The sequence below is a fragment of the Mesorhizobium sp. M1A.F.Ca.IN.022.07.1.1 genome, from assembly GCF_003997575.1.
Classification (GTDB): domain Bacteria; phylum Pseudomonadota; class Alphaproteobacteria; order Rhizobiales; family Rhizobiaceae; genus Mesorhizobium.
In genome coordinates this window covers 1-20,470 of the sequence record NZ_RZST01000018.1, presented here as the reverse complement: position 1 = coordinate 20,470, position 20,470 = coordinate 1, and the positions used below count along the sequence as shown (strand labels likewise).

18 protein-coding genes and 2 pseudogenes are annotated in these 20,470 nt (G+C 63.9%); 4 read left to right on the top strand and 16 right to left on the bottom strand.

What is annotated here, in order from left to right; all coding sequences use genetic code 11:
- Window positions 1–6 precede the first annotated feature (6 nt).
- From EOA75_RS04365 to EOA75_RS04310, 12 genes and pseudogenes are all read right to left on the bottom strand, one after another.
- A complete protein-coding gene (locus EOA75_RS04365; RefSeq protein WP_127323711.1) occupies window positions 7–441 on the bottom strand; it encodes a hypothetical protein in 435 nt (144 codons plus the stop codon).
- A gap of 119 nt (window positions 442–560) precedes the next feature.
- On the bottom strand, window positions 561–821 hold the full coding sequence (locus tag EOA75_RS04360) for a DUF2312 domain-containing protein (protein WP_067001689.1): 261 nt from the start codon (window positions 819–821) through the stop codon (window positions 561–563).
- Window positions 822–1,176: 355 nt separating this feature from the next.
- On the bottom strand, window positions 1,177–4,635 hold the full coding sequence (gene pyc / locus EOA75_RS04355; RefSeq protein WP_127323710.1) for a pyruvate carboxylase: 3,459 nt from the start codon (window positions 4,633–4,635) through the stop codon (window positions 1,177–1,179).
- A gap of 263 nt (window positions 4,636–4,898) precedes the next feature.
- Window positions 4,899–6,017, bottom strand: coding sequence for a branched-chain amino acid ABC transporter substrate-binding protein (locus EOA75_RS04350; RefSeq protein WP_067001684.1), 1,119 nt, complete (start codon window positions 6,015–6,017; stop codon window positions 4,899–4,901).
- Window positions 6,018–6,155: 138 nt separating this feature from the next.
- The gene (locus tag EOA75_RS04345; RefSeq protein WP_067001681.1) at window positions 6,156–6,503 is read right to left on the bottom strand and encodes a DUF6867 family protein; all 348 of its coding nucleotides are present in this window, start codon (window positions 6,501–6,503) and stop codon (window positions 6,156–6,158) included.
- Between the two features lie 17 nt (window positions 6,504–6,520).
- Window positions 6,521–7,249, bottom strand: a complete 729-nt coding sequence (locus tag EOA75_RS04340) for an ABC transporter ATP-binding protein (protein WP_095782595.1) — start codon at window positions 7,247–7,249, stop codon at window positions 6,521–6,523.
- A 20-nt stretch (window positions 7,250–7,269) separates the two neighbouring features.
- Window positions 7,270–8,355: pseudogene (locus tag EOA75_RS04335) on the bottom strand (ABC transporter ATP-binding protein); the annotation flags it as partial.
- Window positions 8,355–9,746 (bottom strand): high-affinity branched-chain amino acid ABC transporter permease LivM, encoded by a 1,392-nt coding sequence (gene livM / locus EOA75_RS04330; RefSeq protein WP_067001672.1) that lies wholly within the window; start codon window positions 9,744–9,746, stop codon window positions 8,355–8,357. The gene livM and the pseudogene EOA75_RS04335, both read right to left, overlap by 1 nt.
- Window positions 9,747–9,751: 5 nt before the next feature.
- On the bottom strand, window positions 9,752–10,654 hold the full coding sequence (locus tag EOA75_RS04325) for a branched-chain amino acid ABC transporter permease LivH (RefSeq protein ID WP_067001669.1): 903 nt from the start codon (window positions 10,652–10,654) through the stop codon (window positions 9,752–9,754).
- Between the two features lie 437 nt (window positions 10,655–11,091).
- Complete coding sequence (locus tag EOA75_RS04320) at window positions 11,092–12,093, bottom strand: 4-hydroxyproline epimerase (protein ID WP_067319515.1); 1,002 nt, start codon at window positions 12,091–12,093, stop codon at window positions 11,092–11,094.
- Between the two features lie 36 nt (window positions 12,094–12,129).
- Window positions 12,130–13,446, bottom strand: a complete 1,317-nt coding sequence (locus EOA75_RS04315) for an FAD-binding oxidoreductase (protein WP_127323709.1) — start codon at window positions 13,444–13,446, stop codon at window positions 12,130–12,132.
- Window positions 13,447–13,509: 63 nt separating this feature from the next.
- Window positions 13,510–14,403 (bottom strand): dihydrodipicolinate synthase family protein, encoded by an 894-nt coding sequence (locus EOA75_RS04310; protein WP_067319518.1) that lies wholly within the window; start codon window positions 14,401–14,403, stop codon window positions 13,510–13,512.
- 115 nt (window positions 14,404–14,518) lie between these two features.
- Between EOA75_RS04310 and EOA75_RS04305 the strand changes: the two genes are divergently transcribed.
- On the top strand, window positions 14,519–15,178 hold the full coding sequence (locus EOA75_RS04305; protein ID WP_127323715.1) for a GntR family transcriptional regulator: 660 nt from the start codon (window positions 14,519–14,521) through the stop codon (window positions 15,176–15,178).
- 42 nt (window positions 15,179–15,220) lie between these two features.
- On the opposite strand, the gene EOA75_RS04300 is transcribed toward EOA75_RS04305, so the two are convergent.
- From EOA75_RS04300 to EOA75_RS04290, 3 genes are all read right to left on the bottom strand, one after another.
- Window positions 15,221–15,538, bottom strand: coding sequence for a hypothetical protein (locus EOA75_RS04300; protein ID WP_245466558.1), 318 nt, complete (start codon window positions 15,536–15,538; stop codon window positions 15,221–15,223).
- A gap of 239 nt (window positions 15,539–15,777) precedes the next feature.
- Window positions 15,778–16,077: a hypothetical protein gene (locus tag EOA75_RS04295; RefSeq protein ID WP_127323708.1), complete on the bottom strand. Its 300-nt coding sequence runs from the start codon at window positions 16,075–16,077 to the stop codon at window positions 15,778–15,780.
- A 327-nt stretch (window positions 16,078–16,404) separates the two neighbouring features.
- Window positions 16,405–17,901 carry a CoA-acylating methylmalonate-semialdehyde dehydrogenase gene (locus EOA75_RS04290; protein ID WP_067319526.1) on the bottom strand — a complete coding sequence of 499 codons (1,497 nt, stop codon included), beginning with the start codon at window positions 17,899–17,901 and terminating at the stop codon, window positions 16,405–16,407.
- 374 nt (window positions 17,902–18,275) lie between these two features.
- Here EOA75_RS04290 and EOA75_RS04280 point away from each other — a divergent pair, with 374 nt between their 5' ends.
- Window positions 18,276–19,157, top strand: a complete 882-nt coding sequence (locus tag EOA75_RS04280; protein WP_127323707.1) for a LysR family transcriptional regulator — start codon at window positions 18,276–18,278, stop codon at window positions 19,155–19,157.
- A gap of 63 nt (window positions 19,158–19,220) precedes the next feature.
- Here the strand turns inward: EOA75_RS04280 and EOA75_RS04275 are convergent, their stop codons facing one another.
- Complete coding sequence (locus EOA75_RS04275) at window positions 19,221–19,580, bottom strand: hypothetical protein (protein WP_127323706.1); 360 nt, start codon at window positions 19,578–19,580, stop codon at window positions 19,221–19,223.
- On the opposite strand from EOA75_RS04275, the gene EOA75_RS04270 reads away from it, so the two are divergent.
- Window positions 19,570–20,010: a hypothetical protein gene (locus tag EOA75_RS04270; protein WP_127323705.1), complete on the top strand. Its 441-nt coding sequence runs from the start codon at window positions 19,570–19,572 to the stop codon at window positions 20,008–20,010. The genes EOA75_RS04275 and EOA75_RS04270 overlap by 11 nt on opposite strands.
- A gap of 14 nt (window positions 20,011–20,024) precedes the next feature.
- Window positions 20,025–20,470 (top strand): annotated as a pseudogene (locus tag EOA75_RS04265) (phosphatidylserine/phosphatidylglycerophosphate/cardiolipin synthase family protein); the annotation flags it as partial.

The window sequence follows — 20,470 nt, the reverse complement described above, 5'->3', positions numbered from 1 at the left end:
TGTGCTCTACTCCTGCCTCAGCACTTGGGTGACGGCTTGCTCGAAGCGCGAGCATTCCGTCGCCAGCCAGTCGGCCATGGCCGGCCAATTGTCCTCGGCAAAGCAGTTGACCCGCCACTGCGAATTGATGCCGAGATTCTGCGCGCTCTGCTCCGGCCTGAGCTTCAGCCGCGCCTCGATCGCCGGTGGCATCAGCCGCGTCCAGACCTCCGTCGCGCCGAGCTTCTCGTTGCGGCCGAAGAAGACGCCGACCACGTTCTCGCTTGGCGCGACATACATGGACAGCACCAGGGCGAACTCCGGCATTCCGCGCTGCCAGAACCATGGCCCGCGTCGCGCCAGCCGCGCCCTTTCTTCCGGGTGCCGTTCGGCGAACAGCGCCCAGAACCCGCGATGCCGGAACTCCGAAGCGCGATGGCCGCCGAAGTCGAACTCACTCATGGCCGTCCCTAGAGGCAATTTCAGGAAGTGTAACGGTTTCCGTCCGGAATTGCGCAAAAGCAAATGGTTGGAGCAGTTCAGCGATTCCACCAAACGCTGAACTGCTCTAGCCGCGAGCCTTAGACCATGCCGAGCGCGGCCTTGTACAGATCGAGGATCGACTCCTCCTCCTGGCGCTCGGCCTGATCCTTCTTGCGCAGCCGGACGATGGTGCGGATCGCCTTGGTGTCGAAGCCGGTGCCCTTGGCCTCGCCATAGACGTCCTTGATGTCGTCGGAAATCGTCTTCTTTTCTTCCTCGAGCCGCTCGATGCGCTCGATGATGGCGCGCAGCTGGCCGGCGGCTACAGTCTGGCTGGTCTCGGTGATCTCGTCGGCCATTTTTTCTCTCCGCGTTTTTTTGCGCCACGGCGATTCCCGCCCGGCAAAATTGGAGCGGGTTCGATGCCCGAGCAGGCGCGGCGGGTCAAGACATTATCGATGCGGCATGAAGGGTTGGAGCACCCCAGGCTGTGCTGAGATTCTGGTCAGGCCGAGCCGGAGTCGAAGACGGGCGCGAAGCGGGCGAGAACGGTTGTTCCGAGAACCGGAGCCGAGCGTGCTTGGAGTACGTGGGCACGGGCCTAAGCTGGCCGTAGCCTTAACTGCGACGTGCCTGGTGAGTGCTTCGGCGGCGAAGGCCGGAACGCCAGGAAGCCGGCGTTTGCAGGCCGGCCTCACCTGAAGATCAGCACATTCAGCCAAAGGCGATGAGCAAATCCTTCGCATCGATCTGGTCGCCGGCCTTGACCAGCACCTCTGCCACCACGCCGTCGCGCTCGGCGTGCAACGCGGTCTCCATCTTCATCGCCTCGATCGAGAGCAGCACGTCGCCCGCCTTGACCGCCTGGCCTGGCGCCACGGCAAGAGCCGACACCACGCCCGGCATCGGCGCCCCGACATGCGCCTCGTTGCCCGGCTCGGCCTTGCGCCGCGCCTTGGCGGCCGAAGCGCCATGCGCGCGGTCCGGCACCTTCACGCGACGCGGCTGGCCGTTGAGCTCGAAGAAGACGGTGACCATGCCTTTTTCGTCGACGTCGCCGAACGCCTGGCAGCGTATCACCAGGGTCTTGCCCTTCTCGATGTCGACGAAGATCTCGTCTTCCGACTTCATGCCGTAGAAATAGGTCGGCGTCGGCAGCACGCTGACCGGGCCATAGGTCTCCTGAGCGGCGGCGAAGTCGGTGAAGACTTTCGGATACATCAGCCAGGAGGCGAATTCGAACTCGGTGAGCTTGCGCTCGAGCTTCTCCTCGATCTCCTTGCGGCTGGCCTTGAGGTTCGCCGGCTTCAGCAGCGAGCCGGGCCGGACGGTGATCGGCTTTTCGCCCTTCAGCGCCTTCTTCTGCAGCGCTTGCGGCCAACCGCCGGGCGACTGGCCGAGATCGCCGCGCAGCATCGAGACGACCGAATCCGGGAAGGCGATGTCCTTCGCCGGGTTCTCGACATCGGCGACCGTGAGGTCCTGGCTCACCATCATCAGCGCCATGTCGCCGACCACTTTCGACGACGGCGTCACCTTGACGATGTCGCCGAACATCAGGTTGACGTCGTGATAGGCCTGCGCCACCTCATGCCAGCGCGTTTCGAGCCCAAGCGAGCGCGCCTGTTCCTTGAGATTGGTGAACTGGCCGCCCGGCATCTCGTGCAGATAGACTTCCGAGGCCGGTCCCTTGAGGTCGCTTTCAAAGGCGGCGTATTGGTTGCGCACCGCTTCCCAGTAGAACGAGATGTGGCGGATCCACTGCGGGTCGAGGCCGGGGTCGCGCTCGGTACCCTTGAGCGCCTCGACGATCGAGCCGAGACAAGGCTGCGAGGTGTTGCCGGAGAACGAATCCATCGCCGCGTCGATGGCGTCGACGCCGGTCTCGACCGCCGCCAGAACCGTCGCCGCCGACAGGCCGGAGGTGTCGTGCGTGTGGAAATGGATCGGCAGGTCGGTCTCTTCGCGCAGCGCCTTGAACAGCACGCGCGCCGCCGAGGGCTTCAACAGGCCCGCCATGTCCTTGACGGCGATGATATGCGCGCCGGCCGCTTCCAGTTCCTTCGCCAGCCCGACATAATATTTCAGGTCGTATTTGGCGCGCGCCGGATCGAGTATGTCGCCGGTGTAGCACATCGCCGCTTCGATCAGCTTGCCCTCGGCGCCCACCGCGTCCATGGCGACGCGCATGTTCTCGACCCAGTTCAAGCAGTCGAAGACGCGGAACAGGTCGACGCCGCCGGCGGCTGCCTGTCTAACGAAATGCTGCACGACATTGTCGGGATAGTTGGTGTAGCCGACGCCGTTAGCACCGCGCAGAAGCATCTGCAGCAGAAGATTGGGGGCTGCCTCGCGCACTCTGCTCAGACGCTCCCATGGATCCTCGGTGAGGAAGCGCATGGCGACGTCGAAGGTGGCGCCGCCCCAGCATTCCAGTGAGAGCAGTTGCGGCAGCGCTCGCGCATAGGTGCCGGCGATGCCGGCGATGTCGTAGGTGCGCATGCGGGTGGCGAGCAGCGACTGGTGTCCGTCGCGCATCGTCGTGTCGGTAACGAGCACCTGGGCTTGCTCGCGCATCCATGCCGCGAACTTCTGAGGCCCGAGCGCGTCGAGCCGCTGCTTGCTGCCGTCCGGCACCTTGCCGTTGAGATAGGGCACCACAGGCGCCGCCGCATCCGCCTTCGGCACCGGCCGTCCGCGCGTCTCGGGATGGCCGTTGACGCTGACGTCGGCGAGATAATTGAGCAGCTTGGTGGCGCGGTCCTGCCGCTTGACCTGCTCGAACAGCTCCGGCGTCGTGTCGATGAACTTGGTGGTGTAGGAATTGTCGGCGAAGCTCGGGTGGTTGATGATCGCTTCGAGGAAGGTGAGGTTGGTGGCGACGCCGCGGATGCGGAACTCGCGCAATGCCCGGTTCATGCGCGCGATCGTCTCGCCCGGCGTCGGCGCCCAGGCCGTCACCTTTTCGAGCAGCGGATCGTAGAACCGGGTGATGACCGCGCCCGAATAGGCGGTGCCGCCGTCGAGGCGGATGCCGAAGCCGGTGGCGCCGCGATATGCGGTGATGCGCCCGTAATCGGGGATGAAATTGTGTTCCGGGTCCTCGGTGGTGATGCGGCACTGCAGGGCGTGGCCGTTGAGCTTAATGTCCTTCTGCGCCGGCACGCCGGACTCCGGCGTGCCGATGGCGAAGCCGTCGAGGATGTGGATTTGCGCCTTCACGATATCGATGCCGGTCACCATCTCGGTGACGGTATGCTCGACCTGGATGCGCGGGTTGACCTCGATGAAATAGAACTTGCCGGTGTCGGCGTCCTGCAGGAACTCGACGGTGCCGGCTCCGATGTAGCTGGTCTCGCGCGCGATCTTCAGCGCGTAGGCGCAGAGTTCCTCGCGCAGTTTCTCGCTGAGGTAGGGAGCCGGGGCACGTTCGACGACCTTCTGGTTACGGCGCTGGATCGAGCAGTCGCGCTCGAACAGGTGCACGGCATTGCCCTGCGTGTCGCCCAGCACCTGCACCTCGACATGGCGGGCGCGCTCGATCAGCTTTTCGAGATAGACCTCGTCCTTGCCGAAGGCGGCCTTCGCCTCGCGTTTGCCTTCCATGACTTCGCGCGCGAGGTCGGCTTCAGCGCGGATGGCGCGCATGCCGCGGCCGCCGCCACCCCACGAGGCCTTGAGCATCACCGGATAGCCTATTTCCGCGGCGAGCTTTTTCACCTCGTCCATATCGTCGGGCAGCGGATCGGTGGCGGGCACGACCGGCACGCCGACGTCGATCGCCAGGTTGCGCGCCGCCACCTTGTTGCCGAGCCGGCGCATCGTCTCGGGCTTCGGCCCGATGAAGGTGATGCCGCCGGCAGCGCAGGCCTCGGCGAATTCGGGGCTTTCCGACAACAGGCCGTAGCCGGGGTGGATCGCATCGGCACCCGAGAGGCGCGCGACGCGGATCACCTCGTCGATCGACAGATAGCTTTCGATCGGACCCATGTCCTTGGTGAGATGCGGACCGCGCCCGACCTGGTAGCTTTCGTCGGCCTTGAAGCGGTGCAGCGAATATTTGTCCTCTTCCGCCCAGATCGCCACGGTTTTGAGGCCTAGCTCGTTGGCCGCGCGAAAGACGCGGATGGCGATTTCGGACCGGTTGGCGACGAGGATCTTCGTGATTGCCAAGGACTGGGCTCCAGTAGCGGAAGGTGAGGTGAACCGGCGCAATGATTAGCGTGAAAATGCTGCAGCGCAAACAAAATAGCGCGACACTTCAATCGATTTAAATCGTTTGTTTGCGCCAAACCTTCGCGACGGCCTCCGAGCGCCTGGACGACAACGCCGACGAACTCGGCGAGGGACACGAAGGCAGGATGGATGCGCGGCCAACAAAAAATGCCCGGCGCTCAGCGCCGGGCATCTCGGAAAGTCGGCTCTTCTTTGCCGGCTTATTGCTCGAAGTAGGAGTACTTGCCGTCTTCACCCTTCTTCCAGGTGTACATGACATAGTCCGGGCGGGTGATGTCGCCCTTGGAGTCATACCCAATGTCGCCGATGGCGGTCTTCCAGGGGCCGCCCGACTTGATCGTCTCGGCGACTTTCTGCGCATCGTCGGCGGAGCCGGTCTTCGTGATGGCCGCAGCGATGATCTGGATCGCGGCGTAGGAGTAGAGCGTGTAGGCCTCCGGTTCGAAACCGGCAGCGCGGAACTTCTCCACGAGCTCCTTGGCGTTCGGGTTCTTGCGCGGATCCGGCGCGAACGTCATCAGCGTGCCTTGGACGGCGTCGCCGGCGATCGAGGCGAGCTCGTTCGACACGATGCCGTCGCCCGACATGAACTGGGCCTTGAGGCCCTGGTCGGCGAGCTGGCGGATGATGAGGCCGGCCTCCGTATGCAGGCCGCCATAGTAGACGACGGAGATACCGGCTTCCTTCATCTTGGCGATGAGCGCCGAGAAGTCCTTGTCGCCGACATTGATGCCTTCATACATGGCTTCGTTGACGCCATTGGCATTGAGCGCCTTCTTGGTTTCGTCGGCAAGGCCCTGGCCATAAGGGGTCTTGTCATGGATGAGCGCGATCTTGGCGTCCTTGAAGTTCTTGGCGACATAGTCGCCGGCAACCTTGCCCTGCTGGTCGTCGCGTCCGCAGGTGCGGAACGTATTCCACATGCCGCGTTCGGTGAACTTGGGATTGGTCGCGGCCGGCGTGATTTCGAGGATGCCATTCTCGGCATAGACTTCCGACGCAGGAATTGAGACGCCCGAATTGAAGTGGCCATCGACGAACTTGATGCCGTCGGCGACAAACTTGTTGGCGACCGAGATGCCCTGCTTCGGATCCGACACGTCGTCACCCACACTCAGCTTAAGTTGCTGGCCGAGGACTCCGCCGGCCGCGTTGATGTCGGCGACCGCCTGTTCGGCGCCCTTCTGCAGCTGCGCGCCGAAGGCCGCGTTCGGACCGGTGATCGGACCGGCGACGCCGATCAGAATGTCGGCCCACGCGCTGCCGCTGAACGCGATGAACGCGGTCAGCGCCACGGCGGACAAGAGTGATTTTTTCATTGAAACGCTCCCATTTACGGAGTGGGCGTGGATGATACTTTCATGCGATGCCCACCCTTATCGCAGAAAGCATAGAATGCCGATTTTCAGGCACTTGTCACGCCAAATTCATTCCCGGAACGGCGTTGATCATGAACGTCAACCCTTTGGTTTCCAGCTCAATAAGGAGGCTCTTTCGTAGAGCCAATTATACTGAGTGACCATCTGGTTCGTGCGCGTGTATTGATACCCAAGGAAGCCCAGTATCATCAGCACGATGGTGTCGACGATATAGTAGTGCAGCGAAAACATCGTGCCGTCGAACAGCGCGTGGTGGATGAACCTTATGCCGATGCCGAGTCCGAGCATATAGAGGAACAGCTGAAAGAAGCTGCGCCAGGTCTGCGCGCTCGCCTTGCCGGTCATCCACGCCGCCCATCCGCCGAGCAGGCAGGTGACGAACAGGAACTGCCAGATCGAGGCTTCCTCGTAGAGAATGCCTTGCATGATGAAGTCTCCTGAACTCAGTGGTGGCCGCCTTCGAGATAGGCGGCGCGCACTTCCGGATTGGCGAGCAGCTCCTTGCCGGTGCCGCTCATCGTCACATTGCCGTTGACCATCACGTAGCCGCGGTTGGCGAGCTTCAGCGCGCCGAAGGCGTTCTGCTCGACCAGGAACACGGTCAGCCCTTGGGTCCGGTTCAATTCGCGGATGGCATCGAAGATCTGCTTGACGATCAGCGGCGCGAGGCCCAGCGACGGCTCGTCGAGCAGAAGCAGCTTCGGCCGGGCCATCAGCGCACGCCCGATCGACAGCATCTGCTGCTCGCCGCCCGACAGCGTGCCGCCGCGCTGGCCGATGCGCTCCTTCAGCCGCGGGAACAGCGAAAACACCTTCTCGGCATCCTCGTCAAAATGTTTGAGGTTGTCGAGGCTGGCGCCCATCTGCAAGTTTTCCATCACCGTCATGCGCGGAAAGATGCGGCGTCCCTCCGGCGACTGGGCGATGCGCATCCGCGCGATCTCGTGTGTCGGCAACTGCGTGATGTCGTTGCCGGCAAAGGTGATGGTGCCGCTGCGCGCACGCGGCGCGCCGAAGATCGTCATCATCAACGTCGACTTGCCCGCCCCGTTGGCGCCGATCAGCGCCACGATCTCACCCTGGTTGACGGTGACGTCGACACCGTTCAGCGCGCGGATGTTGCCGTAATAGGTCTGGACGCCCTTGATATCGAGCAGCGTTGTGCCGGCCATTACTTACGCCCTCCGCGCGGCTTGGCTGTCGAGGATTTCGCGGCCGGCTTGCCCGTGGCCCGCTCGGACGACTTTCTTGGCGTTTTGGCTTTGGCATCGACCTGAGCCGCTTTCGAGGCGCCTCTCGATACCATGACCCGTTCGCCCTCGTCCGCGTGTTCGACAGTGTCGGAAACCGGCCCCGCCATCATCGAGGCGGAACTGCCCGGCCCGTGCGCCGCATCAGGCCCGGTATCCAGCTGCTCGATGACATCCTCGTCGCCGACTTCGGTCAGCACCTCTTCCACTTCCTCGTCGTCGACGCCGAGATACGCGGCGATCACGCGCGGATCGGTCCGGACCGACTGCGGGCTGCCGTCGGAGATCTTGCGGCCGTACTCCAGCACCACGACGTGGTCGGAGATCTGCATGACCACCGACATGTCGTGCTCGATGAGCAGGATCGACGTGCCGGTGTTGTCCTTGATGTCCATCAACAGTTCATTGAGCGAGGCCGATTCCTTCGGATTGAGACCGGCGGCCGGCTCGTCGAGGCACAAAAGCTCAGGTCCGGTGCACATGGCGCGCGCGATCTCCAGCCGCCGTTGCGCGCCATAGGGCAGGTCGCCGGCCGGATCGTCGGCGCGGTCGACGAGATTGGCCTTTTCCAGCCAGTGCTTGGCGAGATCGATCGATTCAGCCGAGGCCTGCCGGTAGCTGGAGAAGCCGAACAGGCCGAGGAAGGTATAGCCCGAGGCCTTCATCAGCTTGTTGTGCTGGGCGACCAGGAGGTTCTCCAGCAGCGTCATGCCCGAGAACAGGCGGATGTTCTGGAAGGTGCGCGCCACCTTGGCACGCGCGGGGATCTCGTGATTGGGCAGGCGCTCGAGCAGATAGTTCGAGCCGTCGCGCCGGCTGAGCGTGATCATGCCTTCCGAAGGTTTGTAGAAGCCGGTGATGCAATTGAACACGGTCGTCTTGCCGGCGCCGTTCGGTCCGATCAGCGCGGTGATCTCGCCGCGCTTGGCCTGGAACGACAGGTCGCCGATGGCGATCAGGCCGCCGAACTTCATCGACAGATGCTCGACCTGCAGGATGAAGTCGTTCATGGAAACTTGCGCGTTCATCAGCCGTGGCCCTCCTTGGTGAAGGAGCCTGACACCGCTTTTCGCTCCTTGAGGAAGGCTGTTGGTTCTCGACTGCCGACGAAGCCGCGCGGCTTCCACAGCATGACGATCACCATCGCAACGCCGAACAATAGCATGCGGTAGAGCTCCGGCGTGAAGTCCGGACCGAACACCACCTTGAGGAAGCCCAACTCGCGCAGGATCTCGGTGCCGCCGATCATCACCAGCGCCGCCACCGCGATACCGCCCAACGAGCCCATGCCGCCGAGCACGACGATGGCCAGGATGATCGCCGATTCAAGGAAGACGAAGGATTCCGGGCTGACGAAGCCCTGGCGCGCGGCGAAGAACGAGCCGGCGAAGCCGCCGAACATGGCGCCGGTGGCGAACGCCGTCAGCTTGGTGGTGGTGGTATTGATGCCGAGCGAGCGGCAGGCGATCTCGTCCTCGCGCAGCGCTTCCCAGGCGCGGCCCACCGGCAGGCGGCGCAGCCTGATGGTGACGAAGGCGGTGAGGAAGCAGAGCGCCAGGATGAGATAATAGAGGAAGATCTTGTAGTAGGCGCCCGACTGGGCGATGCCCAGCACCTTGGCGATGTAGTTCGGGTCCGAGACGTTGAACGACATGAGCCCGAAGAAGGAGACCTTCGGGATGCCGGAAATGCCGGCCGAGCCGTTGGTCACCTCACGCCAGTTGATCAGCACCAGACGGATGATCTCGCCGAAGGCGAGCGTGACGATCGCCAGATAGTCGCCGCGCAGCCGCAGCACCGGGAAGCCGAGCATGACGCCCCAGAAGGCGGCCATGGCGCCGGCGGCAGGCAGCAGGATCCAGAACGACAGGCCAAAATGCGTGCCGAGCAGCGCATAGGCATAGGCGCCAACGGCGTAAAAGGCGACATAGCCGAGGTCGAGCAGGCCGGCTAGCCCGATGACGATGTTGAGGCCCCAGGCCAGCATCACATAGATCAGGATCTGGATGCCGAAATTGTCGACCCATTTCAGCGAGCCCTGGAAGCCGAACAGAAGCACCATCGCCACTGGATAGAGGATCAGCACCGTGGCGCCGATCTTGTTGAAGTTTCGCCGCACGAAGCCGGGCTCCACGGCGATCGCAGGCGCCTTGGCCCTTTCAGCCCTTGATCGTTCGAGCGCCGGAACCGCATACGCAACATAGAGGAAGCGCCCGACGACAACGGCGAGGACCACCAGGGCGAGCAGGCCCCAGCGCTGCACCAGGATCAGCTCGTTGTTGATGTTCTGATCGGTCCTGAGACCGATGAACAGCACGAACAGGCCGAGCGCGATGGCGCCGGCGTAGAGCGCTTCGCGGAACGCGCGCTGGATGGGAGTAGCGACGACGTCGCGCTCCGGAGAAACGGTAACGGCCATGAGGATCAGACCTTTTCGACTTCTGGCCGGCCCAGGATGCCGGAGGGCAGGAAGATGAGCACGATCGCCAGGATCGAGAAGGCCGCGACGTCCTTGTAGTCGATCGAGAAATAGGCCGACCACATGCTCTCGATGAAGCCGATCAAAAGCCCGCCGAGCACTGCGCCCGGCAGCGAGCCGATGCCGCCAAGCACCGCCGCCGTGAAGGCCTTCACGCCCGGCACGAAGCCGTCTGAGAAGACCACCACGCCATAATACATCAAGAAAAGCGTCCCGGCGACCGCGGCAAGCGCTGCGCCCATGATGAAGGTGATGGAGATTGTGCGGTCGACGTCGACCCCAAGCAGCGCCGCCATCTTGCGGTCCTGCTCGCAGGCGCGCTGCGCCCGCCCCAATGCCGTCCTGTTGACGAGATACCAGAAGATCGCCAGCAGCACGGCGGTGACCAGCACGATGATGATCTGCTTCAGCGAGACGCTGATGCCGTCGATCGTATAGACCTGGCTGACCAGCGGCGGGATCGGCTTGTTGCGCGGCCCTTGCGTGACCTGCACGAAGTTGGACAGGGCGATCGACATGCCGATGGCGGTGATCAGCGGCGCGAGCCGGAACGATCCGCGCAGCGGCCTGTAGGCCACCTTCTCGATCGTCCAGTTGTAAAGACTGGTGAGCAGCATGCCCACGATCATCATGATCAGGAGCGCCACCACCACCGGCACCGAATAGAACATCGCGCCGAGGATCAGGAAGACGATGAGGGCCGTGAAGGCGCCCACCATGAAGATATCGCCATGGGCGAAATTGATCATGCCGATGATGCCGTAGACCATCGTGTAGCCGATCGCGATCAGCCCGTAGATAGATCCCAGCGTCAGCCCGTTGATAAGCTGCTGGACGAAATACTGCATATTTAAGCGGCTCCCCTGGAATGTCGCCTTCGAGGACGCATTCCTTTTCGTATTGCCCCTAGTCGTAAAGTTTCAAGCCCGGATTGCAACGTGATTTTCAATCGCCGCGCGTGGTTTGGAAGCACGCTGCCCGATTGCCCGCTTTTTCGCACCCGGCCCCTGGACTATCGCGGACCCTATCATTGGCACAACGCAATGTCTTTGACGATTAAGCCGTATCATGCGCGTCGTTTCGAAGAAATCGCCGTCAAAATAAATTGATGAGAAGATTCCTTGCGTCAGCGGCAGCGCTCGATTTTGCCGTCCCGCGCAGGATTCTGCCCGGTATGACGGTCATGTGACGGCGAGGCGAACGGCGGCCGAAATCACCTTTGCCGATTGGTTCGGTAGTCAGGTTTCGACGAACGACGAGGCGGCCTGACGCCGAACGGGAGCGATCAGGTGACGATGAACCCGTGCGCGAACGGATCGCGGTCGTCGATGAAGATGGTGTTCAGTCCGGTCATGCGCGCCCAGCCGCCGATCGAGGGGATGATGGCTGGTTTGCCGGCAACGCTGACCTCCTTTTCGACCCTGCCCTTGAACAGCGAGCCGATGATCGACTCATGGACAAAACTGTCGCCGACCTCGAGCCTGCCCTTGGCGTGGAGCTGCGCCATGCGCGCCGAGGTGCCGGTGCCGCAAGGCGAGCGGTCGATCGCCTTGTCGCCATAGAACACGGCATTGCGGGCATCGGCCTCGGCATCTCTCGGCTTGCCGGTCCACAGCATGTGCGACAGCCGGTTGATGCCCGGGTTCTCCGGATGCACGAACGAGTATTTCTCGTTCAGGCGCTGGCGCACAAGCGGGCTCCAGGCGATGAGGTCGGCGGCCGAATGGTCGGCCATGTCGCGGTAGTTCTCCTGCGGCTCGACGATGGCATAGAAATTGCCGCCATAAGCGACGTCGACGCTGATCTCGCCAAGCACCGGGCACTCCACCGACAGCCCTTCGGCGTAAAGGAAGGACGGCACGTTGGTGATGCGCACCTCCTCGACATATTCGCCGACCTGTTTGTATTCGGCGACGACCAGGCCGGCCGGCGTGTCGAGCCTGAGCACGCCCGGCGTCTTCGGCCTCACCAGCCCATGCTCGATCGCCATCGTCACGGTGCCGATGGTGCCGTGGCCGCACATCGGCAGGCAGCCCGAGGTTTCGATGAAGAGGATCGCGATATCGCAGTCCTCGCGCGTCGGCGGATAGAGGATCGAGCCGGACATCACGTCATGACCGCGCGGCTCGAACATCAGCCCGGTCCGGATCCAGTCATATTCGGCGAGGAAATGCGCCCGCCGTTCCATCATCGTCGCGCCTTCCAGCAGTGGGCCGCCGCCGGCAACCAGCCTCACCGGATTGCCGCAGGTGTGGCCGTCGATGCAGAAGAAGGATGTCTTGGCCATGATGGCTCCCTGAAATATCAGAATTCTGGCGAATTGTCAGAACCGTTGCGGGCGGAAAGGAGTGAGATCGATCGGCGGCTCCTGCCCGAGAAGGAGATCTCGGATCGAGCGGCCGGTCGCTGCCGCCTGGGTCAGGCCGAGATGGCCGTGGCCGAAAGCGTAGACGATGTTCGGCGCCCGCGCCCTGCCGATGACCGGCAGCGAATCCGGCAGCGATGGCCGGAAGCCCATCCACTCGCGGCCGCCCGACGGATCGAGCCCGGGCAGGAAACGCTTGGCTTTTTCCAGCATCGCCTTCGAGCGCGCGAAATTCGGCGCTCGTTCGATGCCGCCCAGCTCGACGGCGCCGCCGACGCGCAAGCCGGTTTCCAGCGGCGTGATGACGAAGCCGTGCCCGGAAAAGATCAGCTGCCGCTTCACGTCGAAGGCCGACACCGGCAGCGTGGTGTTGTAACCGCGCTCGGTCTCCAGCGGGATGCGGTCGGCGATATCTTTGGCCAGCAGATGCGACCAGGCGCCGGCGGCGATCACGAGCTGCTTCGCTTTTCGGGCCGTGCCGTCCGCAAGCATAAGCGTGACGCCGTTTGTTCCGGTCCCGATACGCTCGACGCGCGCGTGCTCGAAGCGCGCGCCGAGCCGCTCCGCATAGGCCCAGATCGCCTTGCCGAGCAGTTTCGGATCGGCGACTGTCTTCCACCCCGGCACGAAGGTGCCCTTGACGAAGCGTGGCGAAAGACCCGGCTGCAGCGCCGCCATCCCCTCACCCTCGACATGGCGGAAGCCTATGCCGAAACGTTCGCGCGCCCTCCAGCCGGGCAGCGAGGCGCGGAACTCGGCCTCGCTTTCGTAGAGTTCGAGCGAGCCGTCCTCATGCAGCATCGGCCGCGTGCCGGAGCGGTCGAGCAAACCCATCCATTCGGCTTCGGCGAGCTTCATCATGCCGGCCTGCGCCGCAAGGCTCGCCTCGAAGTGCCTGGCGGCGCCCGCGCGCCAGAAGCGGAACAGCCAGGGAAGAAGTTTAGGCAGATAGGCCGGCGGGATGGCAAGAGGCCCCAGCGGATCGGCAAGCCATTTCGGCAACTGCCTGATCATCCCCTTATGCGCCAGCGGCAGCACGTCGGAGAAGGCGAAGGCGGCAGCGTTGCCGGAGCTCGTCTCCTCGCAAATGCCCGTCCGATCGAAAATGGTGACGCTGCGTCCCGCCTCCGCGAGCAAGGTGGCGGCGCAAATGCCGATGATGCCGCCGCCGATGATGGCGATATCTTCCCCTTCTCCCCGGTCACGGGGAGAAGGCGCCCGACGGGCGGATGAAGGGCGGCGCCCCTCTTCGGTCGGCTTGGCATTTCCTTGCACGCTGGCGCTGTCCCTCGTCTGTCTGCCGCCATCTACTTCCCCGTGAACGGGAGCAGAAAGCTATCAGAACGCCGGCAGTTCCGGGCGCGCGGCCAGCGCATCCCTGACGATCTTTTCCACCGCCTTCCGGCGCTCGCCCGACAGCGGCTGGCGTGGCATGCGAACGCGGTCATTGGTACCGATCGCCAGCACTTCGGCAAGCTTGATGTTTTGGACCAGGTAGGTCGAGACATCGAGGTCGAGCAGTGGCCTGAACCAGCGGTAAATCTTCAGCGCTTCTTCGCGGCGACCTTTTCTCATCAACTGGTAGATGGCGACGGTCTCACGCGGGAAGGCCGTGACAAGGCCCGCCACCCAGCCGATGGCGCCGACCGACAGCGCCTCGAAGGCGAGGTTGTCGACGCCGGTGAAGAGGTCGTAGCGGTCGCCGAGGCGATTGATGATCTCGGTCGAGCGGCGGATGTCGTCCGACGATTCCTTGATTGCGACGAAGCGCTTGTCGGACGCCAGCTCCTCCATCAGGTCGACAGTGACGTCGACGCGATAGGCGAGCCGGTTGGAGTAGATCATGACAGGCAGGTCGCCGGCCTCCGCGACGGCGCGAAGTGCGGCGACCGTCTCTTCGGCATTGGTGTGGTAGATCGGGCTCGGCACCACCATCAGGCCGTTGGCGCCTTCCTTGGCTGCGCGGCGTGCGATGCTTGCCGCCTCGCGGGTGCCGGGTTCGTTGACGGTCAGAAGCACCGGCTTTGTCCCGGCGACCTTCTGCGCCGTCTTCAGCACTTCGATCTTCTCGTCATGCGAAAGCATTGGCCCTTCGCCGAGCGAGCCGCAGACGATGATGCCGTCGCAGCCGGCCTCCATCTGCAAGGAGAAACAACGCTCCATTTCGGCATGATCGAGGCGGTCGTCGGGGGTGAATTTGGTCGTGACTGCAGGGAAAACTCCGGCCCACATGGCTATCTCTCCGTCTGATATATCAGCGGTATATTTATTAAGACGCGGGCTGTCAATGCTGAATCCGCTATGATATATGAAAAATATATCAGGAGCTGGCCCATTGATATCCGCATTGATATCCAACGACACGAGCGCAACCTTCGAGCCGGTTGCGACCAGGGCCTATCGTGTGCTGGAGCACATGATCGTCACTCTTGAACTGGCGCCTTCAAGCTTCGTCACCGAAGGTGCACTGATCGAGCGGCTCGGCTTCGGCCGTACCCCGGTGCGCGAAGCGATCCAAAGGCTGGCCTGGGAGGGCTTGCTCGACGTCAGACCACGCGCCGGCATCGCGGTGGCGCCGCTCCACCCCGGCGACTGGCTGCGCGTCATCGATGCCAGGCGCGGCATCGAGGTGGTGCTTGCCCGCTCGGCCGCCCGCTACGTCACCCGCGAGGCGGCCGACCTGTTTCACGAGGCAGCCCTCGCCATGCAGAAGGCAGTGATCTCCGGCAACGTGCTTTCCTTCATTCAGGCCGACAAGCTACTTGACGAGGCGCTGGCGATCGCCGCCGACAATCCATTCGCGGCGCGCGTGGCGGCGCCCTTGCAGACGCACAGCCGGCGCTTCTGGTTCCGCTACAAGGCGGATACCGGGCTCGCCGAATCGGCCGAGCACCACGTCGCGCTGATCCGCTCTATCCTCGACGGCGACGAGGAAGCCGCCGCCAAGGACGCCAAGAAATTGATGGCGCTGCTACGCCACCACGCCGAGGCGGCCGCGACGCGCTGACCGGAGCGGTTCCGCCTTAGCTGAACTGTCCGGTTACGCGGTTCACCCGCCCGGGTGCCGGACCGCGGTGGCCAGCGTGTGCTCCCATCCCTCGCCGGCCGCCAGGATGCAACTCTGGCCCTTAACGTCGGTCATCAGGATGGTCCAGGTTCCGCTCGCCGACACAAACACCTCGAAGATGGCGACGTCTCCACCCAGGCCATAGCCCAGCCGCTTCTCTTCGAACGTCTCTGCCAGCCCCGCGACCAGATCGTCATGGCCCCCGCAGAGGACTTGCGCCTGCACCGGGACTGCCGGCAAAGCCATGACGGCGCCGGCGGCTGCCATCTTCACCACTCGGAACGAAAATCTGCGTGCCATGGGGCACCTCCTTCGCCGTGGCATTCCGGCAAAGGCACATTCGGCCGCCTCAGTGTGCCGGAACGCTCCAGGCCGGACTCGACGTCGCCATCACGTCACTCCTTCTGGTTTCCGGTCTGTCGCAGGGAGATTTATCACTCCCTGCATTCGATATGGTGAAGCTGCGCCCGGTAGACAAGCGGGCGTTGATGCGGGCGCCGGCGCGGCTTTCACTGAACGAGCCGTGGCGCCAGTGAGTGTTAGGCTCCCGGCACGGCTGCCGTGATCGTCGGGCTGTCCCAGCCTTCGCCAACGGACAGGATGCAGCTCTGCCCCTTGGTATCGGAGGCAAGAACGGTCCAACTGCCTTGGTCGGAGACAAAGATCTCGAGCACGACGTTCGGATTGATCAGCCCGCGCCCTGCCTCGCTTTCGTGGAACTTGTCGCCGAGCGCCTTGATGATGTCGGCGCGTGGTGCGCATTGTGCTGCCGCATTGGCCTGGCCGGCCGACAGCGCTGCCGCCGCAAGGCACATCGTCGCCATAAGAAATCGTGTCATCCGACACCTCCTCGCGCCAGACGAGAACCCCGGCTGCCACCGGCGCTGTTTGATTGGCCTGCACGCATGGCAGGAATACAGCCTAAGGCGAATGGCGGCCTGTTGGTTCCATCACACGGCGATGGAATCATTAGGAGGTGCGGATGCAGCCTCGACGTGTCTCGTCGCAAATCATGCATCTGAAGTTGCAAGCGACGACCGGGCGAGACGACAAGCTACGCCAAATATCGATGAGGTGAAGGACAACCAGCCTCCTCTGCAAGGCCCCAAACAGAAAGCGCGGGTGCAAACCGCGCTTTCTCACGAGGCTCTCGAAAAACCGTCCGGTCAGTTCATCGTCGGGATGACGAACTCGGCGCCGTCCTTGATGCCGGACGGCCAGCGCGAGGTGACCGTCTTGGTCTTGGTGTAGAAGCGGAACGCGTCCGGGCCGTGCTGGTTAAGGTCGCCGAAGGACGACGCCTTCCAGCCGCCGAAGGTGTAGTAGGCGATCGGCACCGGGATCGGCACGTTGACGCCGACCATGCCGACCTGGACCCTGGAAGCAAAGTCACGCGCGGCGTCGCCGTCGCGGGTGAAGATGGCGACGCCGTTGCCCATCTCGTGGTCGTTGGCGAGGTTGATGGCGTTCTCATAGGTCGGCGCGCGCACCACCGACAGCACCGGCCCGAAGATCTCTTCCTTGTAGATGCGCATCTCCGGCGTCACGTTGTCGAACAGGCAGCCGCCCATGTAGTAGCCGTTCTCGTAGCCCTGCATCTTGAAGCCGCGGCCATCGACAACCAGCTTGGCGCCTTCCTTGACACCGATATCGACATAGCCCTTGACGCGTTCCAGGGCTTGGCGTGTCACCAGCGGGCCGAAATCGGCCGAGGAGTCGGTCGACGGACCGACCTTCAGGCTTTCGACGCGCGGTACCAGCTTTTCCATCAGCCGGTTCGCGGTGTCGTTGCCGACCGGCACGGCCACCGAGATCGCCATGCAGCGCTCGCCGGCCGAGCCGTAGCCGGCGCCGACCAGCGCGTCGACCGTCTGGTCCATGTCGGCGTCGGGCATGATGATCATGTGGTTCTTGGCGCCGCCGAAGCACTGCACGCGTTTTCCCGCCGCGCAGCCGCGCGCATAGATGTACTGCGCAATCGGCGTTGACCCGACGAAGCCGACGGCTTTGATGTCTGGATCGTCGAGGATGGCGTCGACCACTTCCTTGTCGCCGTTGACCACGTTCAGCACGCCTTCCGGCAGGCCGGCCTCGATGAACAGCTCGGCGATGCGGATCGGCACGCCCGGGTCGCGCTCCGAAGGCTTCAGGATGAAGGCGTTGCCGCAGGCGATCGCCGGCGCGATCTTCCACAGCGGGATCATCGCCGGGAAGTTGAACGGCGTGATGCCGGCGACGACGCCGAGCGGCTGGCGCATCGAATAGGTGTCGATGCCCGGACCGGCGCCGTCGGTGAACTCGCCCTTCATCATATGCGGCGCGCCGATGCAGACCTCGACCACTTCGAGGCCACGCTGGATGTCGCCGCGCGCGTCGGCAATGGTCTTGCCATGCTCGCGCGCCAGGATGTCGGCCAGCTCGTCATAGTCGCGCTGGACCAGTTCGAGAAACTTCATCAGCACGCGCACGCGGCGCTGCGGGTTGGTGGCGCCCCACTTGATCTGCGCGGCCTTGGCGTTCTCGACCGCGGCGCGCAGCTCCTGCGCTGAGGCCAGCGCCACCGTAGCGCGCACCGAGCCGTCCATCGGCTGCATGACGTCCTGCTTGCGGCCGCTGGTGCCGGCGACACGCTTGCCGCCAATGAAATGACCGTACTCGATCATGGGTTCTCTCCCTGTTTTGGTGATGAGGCATTGTCCGCCTTTGCGTCCGCAATGGCAACGCGAGCTAGAACGCAACCGTTGTGCGCGAAATAGACAGCGGCAGTCGGACGTGCATTAATTGCCGCAAAAGGTGATGATGATCGGTCATTGAAAGGATCGAAGATTGAGTTCCTTCACACCCCTCTCTGTCCTGCCGGACATCTCCCGCGCATGGGGGGAGATTGGCAGTTTCATCGCCGGGGCTCATCCTGCACCGTTGGCGATTGGCGAAAGCGAACGCGACATCCGATCTCCCCCCTTGCGGGGGAGATGTCCGGCAGGACAGAGGGGGGAGGGCGGGAACGCAGCGCTGGCGACTAACCTGGACCATCCCCATGAACTGGGATGATGTCCGCATCTTCCTCGCCGTGGCGCGCGCCGGCCAGATCCTCGGCGCGGCAAAACGGCTGGAGCTTAACCACGCCACCGTCTCGCGACGGCTCGCGGCGCTCGAGGAAGCGCTGCGGACGAAACTCTTCCGTCGCCTGACCACCGGCAGTGAGCTGACGCCGGCCGGCGAGCGCTTCCTCGACATCGCCGAGCGCATGGAGAGCGACATGATCGCAGCGCGCTCGACCATCGCCGGCGAGGGGGACGACGTCTCCGGCACGGTGCGCATCGGCGCTCCCGACGGTTTCGGTGTCGCCTTCCTCGCCAAGCGTTTGGGCGAGCTGACGGCGCTCCACCGCGAGCTCACCATCCAGCTGGTGCCGGTGCCGCGCTCCTTCTCCCTGTCGCGGCGCGAGGCCGACATCGCGATTGCCGTAGAGCGGCCGACCGAGGGCCGATTGGTGGCGGGAAAGCTCGTCGACTATACGCTCGGCCTGTTCGCCTCCCGCACCTATGCGGAAGCCAACGGCCTGCCGAAGTCAGCAGCCGAGCTCGATCGGCACACGCTGATCGGCTATGTGCCCGACCTCATCGTCAGCCCTTCGCTCGACTATGCCGCGGAGTTCAGCCCGGACTGGCGCACCAGCTTCGCCATCTCGTCAGCGCTTGGCCAGGCGGAGGCGGTGCGCTCGGGCGCCGGCATCGGCATCCTGCATACCTTCGTCGCCCGCTCGATGCCGGAGCTGGTGCCGGTAGACATCGTCGCGCCCATCCGCCGCGCGTACTGGCTGGTCTATCACGAATCAGTGAGGCCGCTGCGCCGGGTCCAGCTCGTCGCCAATTTCATCACCAGGGGGGTGGAGCGGGAAAAGGGATTGTTCGTCTGATGCCGCCCAAAAAGGCCGGCCCGCTTTGGAACCGCCTTCAAGGCGCATCGAGGACGAAAGAATTCACAACCTGTCGGCCTCAGCGGCGAACGGCGCCCACATCCGGCCGGCTTCCTCGGCGCTGTTGCCCATGAGCCCGCAGGTGACTAAGCCGTAGTGGCGGTCGCGTATCGAAATCGCGATCCTGGCGTGGCCGTAGAAGCTGACATCGCCGTCGCCGAGGTGGAAATCCATGTCAGCCATCCGCACGGGATAGCCGTCCGGGAGTCGCGCCAGCCTGTCGTTGCTGAAACTGGCCGAACCGAAGGCGGAGCCGACCTGCCTTGCGCTTGCCACAAAATCGGCCAGTGTGGCACCAGTACTTCGCCATGCCATGGCAGGCGAGGGGGAATCTGGGAAAGCCGGCGCAGACATGCGAGCCATTCTTGCCATCCTGCCGCTGCTTTGCCTCTCCGGCTGCGCCAATCCGTGGGCCAGGGTTCCCGAAGCGGAACTGCCGAAGTCGATCCGCTATGCGATGGCCCGCCCCTCGCCTTTCGTCTTCGGCAATTATTGCGGTCCCGGAACCCGTACCGGCGATCTCTCGGCCACCCCGGTCGACCGGCTCGATGCCGCCTGCCGGATCCACGATGCCTGCTATATCGCCCGCCACAATCATTGCGATTGCGACGGCGCGCTGATCGCTTCGGCAAGGACGATCCGCGGCGACAAGACGGCGCCAAGGAAGATGCGCGGCGAGGCCGAGCTCTTGATAGCCACCTTCGCGCTTCCGGTCTGCAAGGTCTTTCCGCAGGGCTTCATGCCGCCGCGCGACCCCGCCCAGCTCAAGGTCATTAACGGGGCGACCGGGTGAGACCGGGAGCCGTCGTGACAAGGCTGCTGCTTGGCCTGGCGCTGACCGCGCTCGCCGGATGCGCCGGCATGCCGGGCCGTTCCGCCTGCGCCTTCTTTCCGGGAGACGAAGCCTGCGCGCGTCCGCCCATCTCGGCGGATCGAAGCGGCGCCGAGATCGCCAGCGCCGGTTACTTCGCGGACAATGGCAGTGCCGCCTATGAAAAGCGATTCGAGGCGTTGCTGGCCCAAAGCCGAATCGATGCGCTCGACCGCACCAATGGTACCGGCCGCTTCGGCCGTGACTGGCGCGACGTCCACAATGATCGTTTCCAGGCAACTTATCCGGCGCTGCAACGGCTGGCGAAGCCGCTCGACAGCACGGAGCAGCCGCTGGCACCAGGCAAACCGGGCGAAGGCCATTTCACCGGTCGCTGGCGCATGTCGCGCCAGACGCTCTATCTCGACGCTGCCGCCAGGCC

What these genes read in the sequence shown, in the direction of transcription:
- EOA75_RS04365 (WP_127323711.1), bottom strand. Translation starts at nt 441, where the DNA reads ATGAGTGAGTTCGACTTCGGCGGCCATCGCGCTTCGGAGTTCCGGCAT.
- EOA75_RS04360 (WP_067001689.1), bottom strand. Translation starts at nt 821, where the DNA reads ATGGCCGACGAGATCACCGAGACCAGCCAGACTGTAGCCGCCGGCCAG.
- EOA75_RS04350 (WP_067001684.1), bottom strand. Translation starts at nt 6,017, where the DNA reads ATGAAAAAATCACTCTTGTCCGCCGTGGCGCTGACCGCGTTCATCGCG.
- EOA75_RS04345 (WP_067001681.1), bottom strand. Translation starts at nt 6,503, where the DNA reads ATGCAAGGCATTCTCTACGAGGAAGCCTCGATCTGGCAGTTCCTGTTC.
- EOA75_RS04340 (WP_095782595.1), bottom strand. Translation starts at nt 7,249, where the DNA reads ATGGCCGGCACAACGCTGCTCGATATCAAGGGCGTCCAGACCTATTAC.
- livM (WP_067001672.1), bottom strand. Translation starts at nt 9,746, where the DNA reads ATGGCCGTTACCGTTTCTCCGGAGCGCGACGTCGTCGCTACTCCCATC.
- EOA75_RS04325 (WP_067001669.1), bottom strand. Translation starts at nt 10,654, where the DNA reads ATGCAGTATTTCGTCCAGCAGCTTATCAACGGGCTGACGCTGGGATCT.
- EOA75_RS04320 (WP_067319515.1), bottom strand. Translation starts at nt 12,093, where the DNA reads ATGGCCAAGACATCCTTCTTCTGCATCGACGGCCACACCTGCGGCAAT.
- EOA75_RS04310 (WP_067319518.1), bottom strand. Translation starts at nt 14,403, where the DNA reads ATGTGGGCCGGAGTTTTCCCTGCAGTCACGACCAAATTCACCCCCGAC.
- EOA75_RS04300 (WP_245466558.1), bottom strand. Translation starts at nt 15,538, where the DNA reads ATGGCACGCAGATTTTCGTTCCGAGTGGTGAAGATGGCAGCCGCCGGC.
- EOA75_RS04295 (WP_127323708.1), bottom strand. Translation starts at nt 16,077, where the DNA reads ATGACACGATTTCTTATGGCGACGATGTGCCTTGCGGCGGCAGCGCTG.
- EOA75_RS04290 (WP_067319526.1), bottom strand. Translation starts at nt 17,901, where the DNA reads ATGATCGAGTACGGTCATTTCATTGGCGGCAAGCGTGTCGCCGGCACC.
- EOA75_RS04280 (WP_127323707.1), top strand. Translation starts at nt 18,276, where the DNA reads ATGAACTGGGATGATGTCCGCATCTTCCTCGCCGTGGCGCGCGCCGGC.
- EOA75_RS04270 (WP_127323705.1), top strand. Translation starts at nt 19,570, where the DNA reads ATGCGAGCCATTCTTGCCATCCTGCCGCTGCTTTGCCTCTCCGGCTGC.
- EOA75_RS04275 (WP_127323706.1), bottom strand. Translation starts at nt 19,580, where the DNA reads ATGGCTCGCATGTCTGCGCCGGCTTTCCCAGATTCCCCCTCGCCTGCC.